General features: G+C 72.3%; 12 protein-coding genes and 1 pseudogene. 4 read left to right on the top strand and 9 right to left on the bottom strand.

What is annotated here, in order from left to right; all coding sequences use genetic code 11:
* Positions 1 to 86: 86 nt before the first annotated feature.
* The gene (locus tag ABTX62_RS11345; protein WP_031109243.1) at positions 87 to 443 is read right to left on the bottom strand and encodes a HesB/IscA family protein; all 357 of its coding nucleotides are present in this window, start codon (positions 441 to 443) and stop codon (positions 87 to 89) included.
* Positions 444 to 726: 283 nt separating this feature from the next.
* Between ABTX62_RS11345 and nadA the strand changes: the two genes are divergently transcribed.
* Entirely contained in the window at positions 727 to 1923 is a 1197-nt protein-coding gene (nadA, locus tag ABTX62_RS11340) for a quinolinate synthase NadA (protein WP_352115928.1), read from the top strand.
* Positions 1924 to 2015: 92 nt separating this feature from the next.
* On the opposite strand, the pseudogene ABTX62_RS11335 reads toward nadA, so the two are convergent.
* The 6 genes and pseudogenes from ABTX62_RS11335 to ABTX62_RS11310 all read right to left on the bottom strand — a co-directional run.
* Positions 2016 to 2528 (bottom strand): annotated as a pseudogene (locus tag ABTX62_RS11335) (serine/threonine-protein kinase); the annotation flags it as partial.
* Positions 2529 to 2644: 116 nt separating this feature from the next.
* Entirely contained in the window at positions 2645 to 5767 is a 3123-nt protein-coding gene (locus tag ABTX62_RS11330) for an efflux RND transporter permease subunit (RefSeq protein ID WP_352115927.1), read from the bottom strand.
* A gap of 160 nt (positions 5768 to 5927) precedes the next feature.
* Positions 5928 to 6611 carry a response regulator gene (locus ABTX62_RS11325; protein ID WP_352115926.1) on the bottom strand — a complete coding sequence of 228 codons (684 nt, stop codon included), beginning with the start codon at positions 6609 to 6611 and terminating at the stop codon, positions 5928 to 5930.
* On the bottom strand, positions 6608 to 7831 hold the full coding sequence (locus ABTX62_RS11320; RefSeq protein WP_352115925.1) for a sensor histidine kinase: 1224 nt from the start codon (positions 7829 to 7831) through the stop codon (positions 6608 to 6610). The genes ABTX62_RS11325 and ABTX62_RS11320 overlap by 4 nt, the downstream gene beginning before the upstream one ends.
* A gap of 68 nt (positions 7832 to 7899) precedes the next feature.
* Positions 7900 to 8178 (bottom strand): PspA-associated protein PspAA, encoded by a 279-nt coding sequence (gene pspAA, locus ABTX62_RS11315; protein WP_283969595.1) that lies wholly within the window; start codon positions 8176 to 8178, stop codon positions 7900 to 7902.
* A gap of 22 nt (positions 8179 to 8200) precedes the next feature.
* Complete coding sequence (locus ABTX62_RS11310; protein WP_283969594.1) at positions 8201 to 8986, bottom strand: PspA/IM30 family protein; 786 nt, start codon at positions 8984 to 8986, stop codon at positions 8201 to 8203.
* A 317-nt stretch (positions 8987 to 9303) separates the two neighbouring features.
* Between ABTX62_RS11310 and ABTX62_RS11305 the strand changes: the two genes are divergently transcribed.
* Positions 9304 to 9903: a DUF3043 domain-containing protein gene (locus tag ABTX62_RS11305; protein ID WP_352115924.1), complete on the top strand. Its 600-nt coding sequence runs from the start codon at positions 9304 to 9306 to the stop codon at positions 9901 to 9903.
* A gap of 83 nt (positions 9904 to 9986) precedes the next feature.
* Positions 9987 to 10688, top strand: coding sequence for a class I SAM-dependent methyltransferase (locus ABTX62_RS11300; RefSeq protein WP_352115923.1), 702 nt, complete (start codon positions 9987 to 9989; stop codon positions 10686 to 10688).
* A 53-nt stretch (positions 10689 to 10741) separates the two neighbouring features.
* Here ABTX62_RS11300 and ABTX62_RS11295 read toward each other — a convergent pair whose 3' ends face one another.
* Positions 10742 to 10954, bottom strand: a complete 213-nt coding sequence (locus ABTX62_RS11295) for a hypothetical protein (RefSeq protein ID WP_352115922.1) — start codon at positions 10952 to 10954, stop codon at positions 10742 to 10744.
* A 222-nt stretch (positions 10955 to 11176) separates the two neighbouring features.
* Between ABTX62_RS11295 and ABTX62_RS11290 the strand changes: the two genes are divergently transcribed.
* Positions 11177 to 12376: a bifunctional adenosylcobinamide kinase/adenosylcobinamide-phosphate guanylyltransferase gene (locus tag ABTX62_RS11290; RefSeq protein ID WP_352115921.1), complete on the top strand. Its 1200-nt coding sequence runs from the start codon at positions 11177 to 11179 to the stop codon at positions 12374 to 12376.
* Positions 12377 to 12403: 27 nt separating this feature from the next.
* Here the strand turns inward: ABTX62_RS11290 and ABTX62_RS11285 are convergent, their stop codons facing one another.
* On the bottom strand, positions 12404 to 13450 hold the full coding sequence (locus ABTX62_RS11285) for a class I SAM-dependent methyltransferase (RefSeq protein WP_352115920.1): 1047 nt from the start codon (positions 13448 to 13450) through the stop codon (positions 12404 to 12406).
* Between the last annotated feature and the right edge of the window lie 52 nt (positions 13451 to 13502).

The raw sequence follows: 13502 nt of genomic DNA, 5'->3' as shown, positions 1-13502 counted from the left end.
CGCCGTACAACGCGAAGGCGGCGGCCCCGTCGGAGGGGGCCGCCGCCTTCGTCGTGTGCGCGGTCGCCGCCGGCGGCCCGGCAGGCTCAGCTGAAGGAGTCGCCGCAGGCGCAGGAGCCCGTCGCGTTCGGGTTGTCGATCGTGAAGCCCTGCTTCTCGATGGTGTCCACGAAGTCGATCGTGGCACCACCCAGGTACGGGGCGCTCATGCGGTCGGTGACGACCTTCACACCGCCGAAGTCCTTCTCCACGTCGCCGTCGAGGGCGCGCTCGTCGAAGAAGAGCTGGTAGCGCAGGCCGGAGCAGCCGCCGGGCTGGACGGCGACACGCAGCGCGAGGTCTTCGCGGCCTTCCTGGTCGAGCAGCGCCTTGACCTTCGACGCGGCGGCGTCGGTCAGGATGATGCCGTCGGTGACGGTGCTGGTCTCGTCCGATACGGACATCTACATCTCTCCCGGGTTGTACGGAGACTGCTTGCCGACGGTTCCAACCGGCGGGGCCTCGGATTCATTCCGGGGCCTGGCGCTCGATCTCGGCTTCTTTTCATGCTCGCACACGCACCGGCAACCGGAAAACGGCCCTTTCCGGGTCGTCCCGGGAATGAACGGCGGCTCGCCGGGATTCACGTCACACAGACGCTATGGACATCGTCAAAGTGACGTGAAGCGGTTATGATAGATAGCGTCAAATCGACGAAAAGTCGCAGAAACAGAAAGGGTGCGTGTCGTGACCACCGCCCAGACCCAGGACCTCGACGTACAGCCGACGCCCCTCGCCCTGCTGCTCCTCGGCCGTGAGGCCGACCCGAAGAGCGAGCGCGGCGTGGAGTGTCCCGGCGACCTGCCCTCGCCGTCCGACCCGGACCTGGTGGAGCGCGCCCGCAAGGCGAAGGAGAAGCTCGGGGACAAGGTCTTCGTGCTCGGCCACCACTACCAGCGCGACGAGGTCATCCAGTTCGCCGACGTGACCGGTGACTCGTTCAAGCTGGCCCGGGACGCGGCCGCCCGCCCGGAGGCCGAGTACATCGTCTTCTGCGGTGTGCACTTCATGGCGGAGTCGGCGGACATCCTGACGTCCGACGACCAGAAGGTCGTGCTGCCCGACCTCGCCGCCGGCTGCTCGATGGCCGACATGGCGACGGCCGAGCAGGTCGCCGAGTGCTGGGACGTGCTGACCGAGGCCGGCATAGCCGAGCAGGTCGTGCCCGTCTCGTACATGAACTCCTCCGCCGACATCAAGGCGTTCACGGGCAAGCACGGCGGCACGATCTGCACCTCCTCCAACGCCAAGCGCGCCCTGGACTGGGCCTTCGAGCAGGGGGAGCCCTCCACCACCAAGGTCCTCTTCCTCCCGGACCAGCACCTGGGCCGCAACACGGCCGTGCGGGACATGGGCATGTCCCTGGAGGACTGCGTCCTCTACAACCCGCACAAGCCGAACGGCGGTCTGACGGCCGAGGAGCTGCGCGCGGCGAAGATGATCCTGTGGCGCGGCCACTGCTCGGTGCACGGCCGCTTCAGCCTGGACTCGGTGAACGACGTGCGCGAGCGCATCCCGGGCGTGAACGTCCTGGTCCACCCCGAGTGCCGGCACGAGGTCGTGGCCGCGGCGGACTACGTCGGCTCGACGGAGTACATCATCAAGACCCTGGAGGCCGCGCCGGCCGGCTCCAAGTGGGCCATCGGCACGGAGCTGAACCTGGTGCGCCGCCTGGCGAACCGCTTCGCGCCCGAGGGCAAGGAGATCGTCTTCCTCGACAAGACGGTCTGCTTCTGCTCGACCATGAACCGCATCGACCTCCCCCACCTGGTCTGGGCCCTGGAGTCCCTGGCCGAGGGAAACCTCGTCAACCGCATCGAGGTGGACCAGGAGACGGAGGCGTTCGCGAAGCTGGCCCTGGAGCGGATGCTGGCGCTGCCGTAGCCCCGGTCCCGCTCCCTCGTCACCCCGAGCGCGGTTTCCGCTCGGGGTGCGCGGGGTCGAGACTGAAGACGCTGCCGCCGGGGTGGCCGCGACTGGCCGGTCTCGGTCAGCGTCTGGTGGTTCTCCGCCGCGCGGGAGATGCCGAAGTCGATGACCCGCGGGCCGTCTTCGGCCAGCAGGACGTTGGCCGGCTTCAGGTCCCGGTGCACGACCCCCGCCCGGTGGATGTCGCGCAGGGCCTCCACCAGGCCCAGGGCCAGCCCACGCAGTTCGGTGTCCGGCAGGGCGCCCCGGTCGCGGATCCGCCGGGCGAGCGAGGGCCCGGGCACGTACTGGGTGGCCATCCAGGGCCGGGCCGCCTCCGGGTCCGCGTCCAGGACCGGTGCCGTGAAGGCTCCGCTGACCTTGCGGACCGCCGCGATCTCCTGCCGGAACCGGGCGCGGAAGACGGCGTCCGCCGCGTACTGGGCGTGCACGACCTTGAGGGCCACGTCACGGCCCGAACGCGCCCTGGCCCGGTAGACGACGCCCATGCCCCCGGCCCCGAGCCGGTCGAGCAGCCGGTAGCCGCCGACCGACTTCGGGTCGTCGCTGTGCAGCGGCACGCCCGAATCCCCCTCCCCCGTTGAGCGGTTCGAGACCACAGGATACGGAACGCGTGCACGGGCGGCCGGGCACCGGCCCCGCGGGTCCGGTGCCCGGCCGCCGCCGGATCAGGCCGTCAGACGTTCGCGGGCTCCGGCTCCGGCGCGTCCGTCCGCTCTGCGGGCAGGCCCTTCTTCGCCGCCCGCCTCCTCGCCCGGCGCTCCTTGCGGAGCTCGACCATCGCGTAGAGCGTCGGCACCAGCAGCAGGGTGAGCAGCGTCGACGTCACCAGGCCGCCGATGACGACCACGGCCAGCGGCTGGGCGATGAAGCCGCCCTCGCCGGTGATGCCGAGGGCCATGGGCAGCAGGGCGAAGATCGTCGCCAGGGCGGTCATGAGGATCGGGCGCAACCGGTGCCGGCCGCCCTCGATCACGGCCCCGACGACGCCGTGGCCCTGCCGGCGGTACTGGTTGATCAGGTCGATCAGCACGATCGCGTTCGTCACCACGATGCCGATCAGCATCAGCATGCCGATCATGGCGGGGACGCCCATCGGGGTGCCGGTGGCGATCAGCAGGCCGATCGCGCCGGTGGCGGCGAACGGGATGGAGACGAGCAGGATCAGCGGCTGGATCAGGGACCGGAAGGTGCCCACCAGCAGCATGAAGACGATCGCGATGGCCGCCAGCATCGCCAGACCCAGGTTGGCGAACGCCTCGTCCTGGTCCTCGGAGACGCCGCCGATGGACGCCGTCGCGCCGTCGGGGAGCTTCAGCGCGTCGATCTCGGACTGGAGCCGGGTGCTGACCGCGCCGGTGTTGTCGCCGGTCGGCTTCGCGGTGATGGTGGCCGCGCGCTGCCCGTCGATGCGGGTCATGGAGACCGGGCCGTCGACCAGCTTGACGGTGGCGATGTCGCCGAGCTTCACCGTGCCGCCCAGCCGCAGGTCCTGAAGCTGCTTCAGGGTCGTGGCGGGCTTCGCCGAGCGGATGACGACGTCGCGCTCGGTGTCGTCCAGGGTCGCCTGGGCCGCGGTGGTGCCGCGGACCGCCTGGGCGACGGCCGCACCGAGGGTCCGGTCGTCGAAGCCGGCCGCGGCCGCCTTGTCGCCGGCCGTGACCGAGACGCGGGGCACGCTGGTCGCCAGGTCGCTGCTGACGTCCGTGACGTCGTCGAGGGAGGCGACCGTCTTGCGGACCTCCTCGGCGGCCGTGCGCAGGACGTCGGCGTCGGCGGCCTTGACGACCACGCTGAGGTCCTGGCTGCCGAAGCCGTCACCGGCGGCGACGGTGGTCGTGCCGATGCCCTTCAGCCCGGCCAGGCCCTTCTCGATGCGGCTTTGGACGTCCTCGTAGGACGCCGAGCCCTCCAGCATCACCTGGTAGGAGGCCTGGTTGGTGTCGGTGCCGCCGCCGAAGGCCGCCATGAAGCCGGACGAGCCGACCGTGACCTGGTAGTCCTTCACGCCCTCGGTGCGGGCGAGCAGCTTCTCGACCTTCTTCGCCTGGGCGTCGGTCGCGGCCAGGCTGGTGCCGGGCTTCAGCTCCTGCTTGACGGTGAGGACCTCCTGCTCGCCCTGGTCGAAGAAGTTCGTCTTCAGCAGCGGCGCCATGCCGAAGGTGCCGACCAGGACGACGAGGGCGATGGCCACGCTGGTGAGGCGGCGGCGGGTCGCGAAGCGCAGGACGGGGACGTAGCTGCGCTGGAGGCGGCTCTTGGCCTCCTTCTCCTCGGCCAGCCGGCGTGCCTCGGCCGCGTCCTCGGGGGTGCCCTTGGGCGGGCCCAGGAACCAGTACGACAGGACCGGCACGACCGTCAGGGAGACGAGGAGGGACGCCAGCAGGGCGGCCGTCACGGTCAGGCTGAACGAGCCGAACAGTTCGCCCACCATGCCGCCGACCAGACCGATCGGCAGGAACACCGCGACCGTGGTGAGCGTCGAGGACGTCACCGCGCCGGCCACCTCGCGGACGGCGTTGAGGATGGCCGAGTGGCGCTCCTCGCCGTAGCCGAGGTGGCGCTTGATGTTCTCCAGGACCACGATCGAGTCGTCGACGACCCGGCCGATGGCGATGGTCAGGGCGCCCAGCGTGAGGACGTTCAGCGACAGGTCGCGCGTCCACAGCACGATCAGGGCGAGCACCACGGACAGCGGGATGGACACCGCGGTCACGAGGGTCGAGCGGATCGAGGCCAGGAAGACCAGGATCACCAGGACCGCGAAGAGCAGACCGAGCGCGCCCTCGGTGGTCAGGCCCTTGATGGACTTCGACACGGCCGGGCCCTGGTCGCTCACGATCGTGAGATTCGCGCCGGATCCGAGGTCCTCGCGCAGGTCCGGGAGCTTGTCCCGGACGGCGTCGGAGATGGCGACCGCGCTGCCGTCGCGGTCCATGGTGACGGCGACGGCGAGGCTGGGCCTGCCGTCGGTGCGGGTGATGGAGTCGGCCGTGGCCTCCTGCTGCCGCACCGTGGCCACGTCACCGAGGCGCACCGGCTTGCCCTTGGCGCCGGGCTCGCCCGTGACCATCAGGTCCTGGATCTGCCGCAGCGAGGTGAGCCCGCCGCCGACCCGGACCGTGCGGTTGGCGCCGCCCTCGTCGAAGGAGCCGGCCGGGACGGTCGCGCCGCCCGCCTGGAGCGCCTGGGCGAGGGACTGCGAGGTCAGACCCGCCTTGGCGAGCTCGGCGTCGTCGGGTGTGACGGTGACCTGGAGGTCGCGCACACCGTCGACGGTGACCTGGCCGACGCCGTCGATGCTCTTCAGCTCCGGCACGACGGTCTGGTCGAGCTGGTCGGCCAGGGCCTGCTGGTCCCGGCCGGAGGTGACGGCGAGGACGACGGTCGGCATGTCGTCCGTGGAACCGGCGACGACCTGCGGGTCGACGTCGTCCGGGAGCTGGACGCGGGCCCGGTTGACGGCCTGCTGGACGTCGGCGACCAGTTGCTTGGTGTCGTTGCCGTAGTCGAAGGACGCCATGATCACGGCGTTGCCCTCGCCGGCGGTGGAGGTGACGCCGCTGATGCCGTCGACGGCTTCGAGGGTGTCCTCGAGGGGCTCGACGACCTGCTTCTCGACCACGTCCGGTGACGCGCCCTGGTACGGCGCCAGCACGGACACCACGGGCAGTTCGATGGTGGGCAGCAGCTGCTGCTTGAGCTGGGGTATCGCGATCGCCCCGAAGACGAGCGCGATGATCGACATCAGCCCGATCAAGGCCCGTTGCGCGAGGCTGAACCTGGACAGCCAGGACATGGGTGAGGGTCTCTCTTCTGTTCGGCGGCAGAAGCGGCAGCGGACGCGCGGAAGGGCGCCCGCCCCTACACCCTGGGCCATGGGGGAACGGGGTTTCGTAGGCCCCAGGTCCATTTCCTTATGCGGCGCATACTCCCGCCGCAGTACGCCCGCGTCGGGCTCACTCCACCCTCGGACGGACCAGGCCCGACTCGTACGCGGTGACCACGAGCTGAGCCCGGTCCCGCGCTCCGAGCTTGGCCATGGCCCGGTTGACGTGCGTCTTCACCGTCAGCGGGCTGACTTCGAGGCGCTCGGCGATCTCGTCGTTGGAGTGCCCGCCGGCGACCTGCACGAGCACTTCGCGCTCGCGGACGGTGAGCGAGTCGAGCCGTTGGCCGCGGGCCGGGTCGCATTCGTCGTCGGCCGGGTCCCTGGTGGCGAGGAACCGGGCGATCAGACCCGTGGTGGCCGCCGGGGAGAGCAGGGCCTGGCCGCCGGCCGCGATACGGATGGCGTTCAGCAGTTCCTCGGGCTCGGAGCCCTTCCCGAGGAAGCCGGACGCTCCCGCGCGCAGCGACCGCACGACGTAGTCGTCCACCTCGAACGTCGTCAGGATCACCACCCGGACCTCGGCGAGGGCGGGATCGGCGCTGATCATGCGGGTCGCGGCGAGGCCGTCGGTGCCGGGCATGCGGATGTCCATGAGGACGACGTCCGCGCGCCGCTCCTTCGCCAGCCGTACCGCCTCGGCGCCGTCGGAGGCCTCGCCGACCACCTCCATGTCGGGCTCGGAGTCGACGAGCACGCGGAAGGCGCTGCGCAGCAGCGCCTGGTCGTCGGCGAGCAGGACACGGATGGTCATGCGGGGTCCTCCCCGGTGGGTGTGCGGTTCCTGACCGGCAGGATGGCATGGACGCGGAAGCCGCCGCCGTAGCGGGGACCGGTGGTGAGGGTGCCGCGCAGGGCGCTGACGCGCTCGCGCATGCCGAGCAGTCCGTGGCCGCCGCCGCTGTGCCGGTCCTCGTTCTCGCCGCTGCCGTCGTCGAGCACGGTGATCTCGATGTTCGGTCCGACGCGTACGACGCTGACCTCCGCCTTGGCCCGGGGCCCGGCGTGCTTCTGCACGTTGGTGAGGGCCTCCTGGATGATCCGGTAGGCGGCCAGGTCGACGGCCGCGGGGAGGGTGGTGCCCTCCTGGTCGGCGCGGGCGACCTCGATGTGCAGGCCGGCACTGCGGAAGGTGCCGGTGAGTTCGTCGAGGCGGTCCAGGCCCGGGGCGGGTTCGGTCGGGGCCTCCGGATCGCCGGACTGCCGCAGCAGGCCCACGGTGGCGCGGAGCTCGTTGAGGGCGGAGCGGCTGGCCTCGCGGACGTGCGCGAGTGCCTCCTTGGCCTGGTCGGGGCGCTTGTCCATGACATGGGCGGCGACTCCGGCCTGGACGTTGACCAGGGCGATGTGGTGGGCGACGACGTCGTGCAGGTCCCGGGCGATGCGCAGGCGCTCCTCGGCCACCCGGCGCCGGGCCTCCTCCTCGCGGGTGCGCTCGGCCCGTTCGGCACGCTCCCGGATGGCCTGGACGAAGGCGCGGCGGCTGCGGACGGCGTCGCCGGCGGTGGCGCCGATACCGGTCCAGGCGAAGATCGCGAGGTTTTCCTGGGCGTACCAGGGCAGGGATCCGGCCGACATGGCGGCGCCGGTCAGCACGGTCATGGTGAGCAGGCCGACGCGCCAGGTGGTGGGGCGGTCGGTGGTGGAGGCGACGGTGTACAGGGCGACGACGGCGGACATGGCGACGGGGGCGCGGGGGTCGCCGGTGACCGACTCGACCACGGAGACGGCGCCGGTGAGGGCGAGGACCGTCATCGGGGCCCGGCGACGGAAGACCAGGGCGGCGGCGCCGAGGGCCATGAGGACGAGACTGAGGGCGTCGGGGGTGCGCAGGGCCCAGCTGACGCTGTCTTGGTGCCGGGGCTCCACGAACGAACCGGCGACCATGCAGAGAAGGACGGACGCGGCCAGGACCGCGTCCATGGCCAGGGGATGCGCCTTGGCCCGGCACCGGGCCCGCGCGAGAGTGCTCACGGCTGTCCACGGTAGCCGGACCGGGGCCGCCCCCCGGCCCTCCTCGGTCCGGCCACGGGGTGCGGCACTCAGCCCGGGATCAGACCGTCGTCACTCAGGAACTCCCTGACGTCCTCCAGCGTGGCGTCCGGAGAGGGCAGGATCAGTTCCGAAGGCTCCAGGGAGTCGTCGGGCAGGGGGTCGCCCAGGTCGCGGACCCTGGACAGGAGGGCCTGGAGGGTGCGGCGGAAGCCGGGGCCGTCGCCGTTCTCCATCTCCGCCAGGAGTTCGTCGTCCAGCTTGTTCAGCTCGGCGAGGTGGCCGTCGGCCAGGCTCACCTGGCCCTCCCCCATGATCCGTACGATCATGTCGCCCTCCTAGGCGTGGACCCTACTGCTTGTCGAAGCGCGGAGTGTCCTGCGGCTGCTGCGGGGACTGCTGCCCGTTCGCGCCGCCTTCGATGGCCTGCTGCCCGCTGCCCGAACCGCCGGCCAGCTCGGCCTTCATGCGCTGCAGTTCCAGCTCCACATCCGTACCACCGGAGAGCCGGTCCAGCTCGGCCTGAAGGTCGTCCTTGTGCATGCCGGAGGGGTCCTCCAGGGCACCGGAGGCGAGCAGCTCGTCGATCGCGCCGGCGCGGGCCTGGAGCTGGGCCGTCTTGTCCTCGGCACGCTGAATGGCCAGGCCGACGTCGCCCATCTCCTCGGAGATGCCGGAGAAGGCCTCCCCGATCCGGGTCTGTGCCTGGGCCGCGGTGTACGTCGCCTTGATCGTCTCCTTCTTCGTGCGGAAGGCGTCGACCTTGGCCTGGAGCCGCTGGGCCGCGAGGGTGAGCTTCTCCTCCTCGCCCTGCAGCGTCGCGTGCTGGGTCTCCAGGTCGGTCACCTGCTGCTGGAGCGCGGCCCGGCGGGAGAGTGCCTCGCGGGCCAGGTCCTCACGGCCCAGCGCGAGCGCCTTGCGGCCCTGGTCCTCCAGCTTGCCCGACTGCGACTGCAACTGGTTCAGCTGGAGTTCCAGACGTTTGCGGGAGGTCGCCACGTCGGCGACGCCGCGGCGGACCTTCTGGAGCAGCTCCAGCTGCTTCTGGTACGAGTAATCGAGGGTCTCGCGCGGGTCCTCGGCCCGGTCCAGGGCCTTGTTCGCCTTCGCGCGGAAGATCATCCCCATACGCTTCATGACACCGCTCATGGGCTTCGCGCGCCCCCTTCTGACCGACTTCGGCAGCTGCTCCTGCGACAGAACCCACAGTACGGGCCCTGCATCCATTACCGCACTGTTCGGGGACGGATGCGCTCATCCCCAAGGACGACTGCGTACGCTCCCGCTCCGGCGTAGGGAGTAGGTGATCCCCGGGGCCGCCGGAGCCGTACACCCCGAGAGGCATCCGAAGACGTACGCAACGTCCCCTCTGTCCCCTTACTGACGACTGGTGTTGCCGGATCGTTCCCCGCGGGGCTGGGGTCCATGCCCCGAAGCCCTTACCCTTGGGTTTTGTGTTCCGTAGCCGTGCGAAGGATGAGAAGGCCCAGGCAGCCGACAAGGCGCCGGTGACCGACTCCAATCAGCCCCGTCACCCCGAGGCCCCCAAGGGCCGCCCCACGCCCAAGCGCAGCCAGGCCCAGACCCAGCGCCGCAGCGTGGCCAACACGTCGATGACGCGCAAGGAGGCCGCCAAGCGACAGCGCGAGGAGCGCCGTGCCGCGATGGAGCGGCAGCGCCAGGCGCTGGCGAGCGGCGACGAGCGGTATCTGCCCGCGCGGGACAAGGGACCGGTCCGCCGGTTCGCGCGCGACTTCGTCGACTCGCGGTTCAACATCGCCGAGTTCTTCCTGCCGATGGCCGTGGTCATCCTCGTGCTGAGCATGGTGCGGGTGGCGTCGCTGCAGAACATCGCGCTGCTGCTGTGGCTCGTGGTGATCGTGCTGATCGTGCTCGACTCGTTCGCGACGGCCTTCCGTCTGAAGAAGCAGCTGAACGAGCGCTTCGCGGGTGACAACAAGCGCGGCGCCGTCGCCTACGCCCTGATGCGCTCCCTCCAGATGCGCCGGCTCCGGCTGCCGAAGCCGCAGGTCAAACGTGGAGAGCGGCCCTGACCACGACGCCGTTCTCCGGGGGTGCGGCGCAGGCCTGGCTGGACAGGCTGGGCGGGCTGCGCGATGTCGTGCGACAGGAGCTGGTGGCCCGCCAGCTGGACGAGCAGATAGTCGGCCGGTTCCCGGTCGGTCAGCGCCTGCGGGTGCTCGACGTGGGGATGGGCCAGGGCACGCAGGCGCTGCGGCTGGCCCGGGCCGGGCACCAGGTGACCGGTCTGGAGCAGGACGCGACGATGGTCGCCGCGGCCCGGGAGTCCCTGGCCGGGGAGCCGGAGGGCATCCGGGAGCGGATGCGCGTCATCGAGGGCGACGGCCGGGACACCGGTGTGCACTTCCTGCCCGGCAGTTTCGACGTGGTGCTGTGCCACGGCGTCCTGATGTACGTCGAGGAACCCGACCCGCTGCTGGCGGGCCTCGCCCGGATGCTCGCGCCCGGCGGGCTGCTGTCCCTGCTCGTGCGCAACGGCGACGCGCTCGCGTTCCGGCCGGGCCTGTCCGGTGACTGGCCGGGGGCGCTGGCCGCCTTCGACACGGTGTCCTACCGCAACCGGCTGGGGCTCGACGTGCGCGCCGACCGGCTGAAGGACCTGACGTCGACGCTCGCGGGGATCGGGGCGCCGCTGCACGCCTGGTACGGGGTGCGGGTGTTCACCGACACGGCGGCGGACGGCGCGCAGGTCCCGGCCGACGTGGAGACGCTGCTCGCGGTGGAGGAGAAGGCCGGGCGGACGGATCCGTACCGCGGGGTGGCCGCGCTGCTGCACCTGTGCGGCGTGCGCGGCTGACACACGGACGACGCGCACGAGGGGTGGGCGGGGGCCTCGGCCCCCGCCCGGGCTCACGCCTCGGCCGCGTGCAGGCTCATCGGCCCGTAGATCTCCGCGGCGTCCTCGAACAGCCGCACCTGGTCGGCACCGCCCTCCTGGAGGGCCTTCCAGTGCTCTCCGATCCAGGACTCGGCGTCCCCCTGGGTGGGGAACTCCTCCGGCGGCACCGCGGGCTGGACCTCCGTCCCGTCGGTCTTCTCGAACCGCCACGTCCATGCCGCCATGTACGCCTCCCATGTGTGTGAGCACACTGCACAGCGAAAAGCCGGATCTTGGTCCGGCTCCCGCCCCGAGCCTATGCGCTCGACCGGGTGTCCCGTCACAGGACCGCGGGTGACCGGTTGCGCGCGGGTGGTCACCCACGCTTCCCGTACGGAGCCCGCGCGGGGGCTCCATCCGGGGTGCCAGGCGCGCAGGAGCCGGGCGGGCAGGCGAAAATCGGTGCCGTGGAACTCACTCTGCTCGGCACCGGCGCCCCGGCGGGCCTCCCCCGCCCCGACTGTCCCTGCGCGGCCTGTGCGGCCGCCCTCGGCCCGGACACGCGGGCGGCCACCGCGCTGCTCCTGGACGGCGCCCTGCTGCTCGACCTGACACCGGGCGCGGCGTTCGCGGCGGCGCGGGCGGGCCGTTCCCTGACGGGCGTACGGCAGGTGCTGCTGTCGCATCCGCACGACGGGCCGGCGGTGGAGGTGCCCGCGGGGCTGCCGCAGCCGGGGCGGGTGCCGGACGGGCGGGAGTTGACGCTGCTGACGGGGCACCGGGTGCGGGCCGTGGCGCTGGACGCGCCGGGCACGGGATACGCGGTGACCGGGCCGGAGGGGCAGCGGCTGCTGTATCTGCCGCCGGGCGGGGCGCCCGCGGGCCTGGAGGCACCGGCCGCGTCCTACGACATGGTCCTGGTGGACGTCGTGGGCCGGCCGGACGCGCTGGCGAAACTGCGGGCGGTGGGGGCGGTCGGGCCGACGACCGATGTGGTCGCCGTCCACCTCGACCACGACGTGCCGCCCGGCCCCGAGCTCGGGCGGCGGCTCGCGGCGGCCGGGGCGCGGGCCGTACCGGACGGGGTGACGCTGGTGGTGGGGGCGTACGAGAACGTGCCGGACGTGCCGCGGCGGACCCTGGTGCTGGGCGGGGCGCGCTCGGGCAAGTCGGTGGAGGCGGAGCGGAGGCTGGAGGCCTTCCCGGACGTGCTGTACGTGGCGACGGGCGGCTCGCGCAACGGGGACACGGAGTGGTCCTCGCGGGTGGCGGCGCACCGGGACCGGCGGCCGGGATCGTGGCAGACGGTCGAGACCTGTGATCTGGTGCCGCTGCTGGAGGCCGAGGGGCCGCCTCTGCTCATCGACTGCCTGTCGCTGTGGCTGACCGACGCGATGGATTCCGCCGGGGCATGGGACGACGCGGTGTGGGCGGAGCACGGGGAGAAGGCGCTGCGGGAACGGGTGCGGGAGCTCACGGAGGCGGTACGGATCACCCGGCGCACCGTCGTCGCCGTGTCGAACGAGGTGGGCTCGGGGATCGTGCCGGCGACGGCGTCGGGGCGACGGTACCGGGATGAACTGGGGCGGCTGAACGCGGGGTTCGCCGACGAGTGCGAGCACGTGCTGCTGGTGGTGGCGGGGCAGGCCGTGGTGCTGCGGGGCTGACGGAGGCCAGGGCTGCGCCCCGGTCGGCTACGGGGCTTTGCGGGCGATCACCCGGTAGGTGTTCGCGCACCGCGTGCGGCGGGCCACCGGGGCCAGGAACAGGTCCGCCACCGCCGCCAGGGCCACCAGCGGGATGCCCGCGCGGAGCAGAGCGGTACGGGCGTGCCTCTGGACGGGGGGCGGGGGGATCGCCCGCCAGGGGGTGTCCGGGGCCGGCAGGGCGTGGGAGAGGGCCAGCGACATGGCGCCCGCGAGGTCGTGGGGGACGTGCACCGGGCGGTGGTCGAGCGTCAGGACCGTGCAGCCGGCCGCCTCCAGTTCCGCCCGGAGGTTGGGCGGGGGGATCAGGTGGAGGTGGCGGGGCTGGTCGTGGGCGAGCCACCAGCGGCCCAGGAGGACGGCGAAGAGGCTGCGGGGGTCCAGGGTCTCCAGCAGCAGGTGGCCGCCGGGACGCAGGACGGACAGGGCCGCGTGGAGTTCCGCTCGCGGGTCCGGGGTGCCCTCCAGGTGGTGGAGCATGCTGACCACGTCGTAGCGGGCGCGCAGGGGCTCGGTGAGCCGAGGGTCCGTCAGGCGGCCGACGTGGGCCTCCTCGACGCGGTCGGCCGCGCGGGCGCGGACCACGCGCGGGGTGGGGTCCAGGCCGTCGAAAGCGGTGTACGGGAAGAAGCGCCGGGCCGTGGCCGGGAAGCGGGCATGCCCCGTCCCCACGTCGAGCCAGCTCTCCGGCTCGCCGAAGCGCAGCATCGCGCGGGCTGCCGAGCGGTGGCGGCGCGGACCGGCGCGCAGGGCCAGGAGGCCGTCGCTCGCCGGGTCCCTGGGCTCCCCGCGCACGGTCCGGTGGTAGAGGGCCAGGCCCTGCGCGGTGAGACGGGGGTTCTGGAAGGTGTGGCCGCAGTCGCGGCACGCGTCGACGGTGAAGCTGCCGGGCTTGTACTGCCGCAGGTCACCGGTGCGCAGCCGGTTGCGGAGCCGGGCGGAGCCGCACCAGGGGCAGTCCTCCCGGCGCGGTTCGTGGACCCGCGTGGTCGCCTGCGGGGCGGGGGGTGCTGAAGGGGCGGGATGTGCGGGCATGGGCGGCTCCCGGGCGCGGCGGCGTACGGCAAGGACGTACGGCGGGGACGTC

This window comes from Streptomyces sp. NPDC096046 (assembly GCF_040303285.1).
Lineage (GTDB): Bacteria > Actinomycetota > Actinomycetes > Streptomycetales > Streptomycetaceae > Streptomyces.
This window is presented reverse-complemented; position numbering and strand designations above follow the sequence as displayed.

Excerpts from the sequence above, each read along its gene's own strand:
- ABTX62_RS11295 (WP_352115922.1), bottom strand. The coding sequence starts at position 10,954 with ATGGCGGCATGGACGTGGCGGTTCGAGAAGACCGACGGGACGGAGGTC.
- ABTX62_RS11310 (WP_283969594.1), bottom strand. The coding sequence starts at position 8,986 with ATGAAGCGTATGGGGATGATCTTCCGCGCGAAGGCGAACAAGGCCCTG.
- ABTX62_RS11285 (WP_352115920.1), bottom strand. The coding sequence starts at position 13,450 with ATGCCCGCACATCCCGCCCCTTCAGCACCCCCCGCCCCGCAGGCGACC.
- ABTX62_RS11345 (WP_031109243.1), bottom strand. The coding sequence starts at position 443 with ATGTCCGTATCGGACGAGACCAGCACCGTCACCGACGGCATCATCCTG.
- ABTX62_RS11325 (WP_352115926.1), bottom strand. The coding sequence starts at position 6,611 with ATGACCATCCGTGTCCTGCTCGCCGACGACCAGGCGCTGCTGCGCAGC.
- pspAA (WP_283969595.1), bottom strand. The coding sequence starts at position 8,178 with ATGATCGTACGGATCATGGGGGAGGGCCAGGTGAGCCTGGCCGACGGC.
- ABTX62_RS11330 (WP_352115927.1), bottom strand. The coding sequence starts at position 5,767 with ATGTCCTGGCTGTCCAGGTTCAGCCTCGCGCAACGGGCCTTGATCGGG.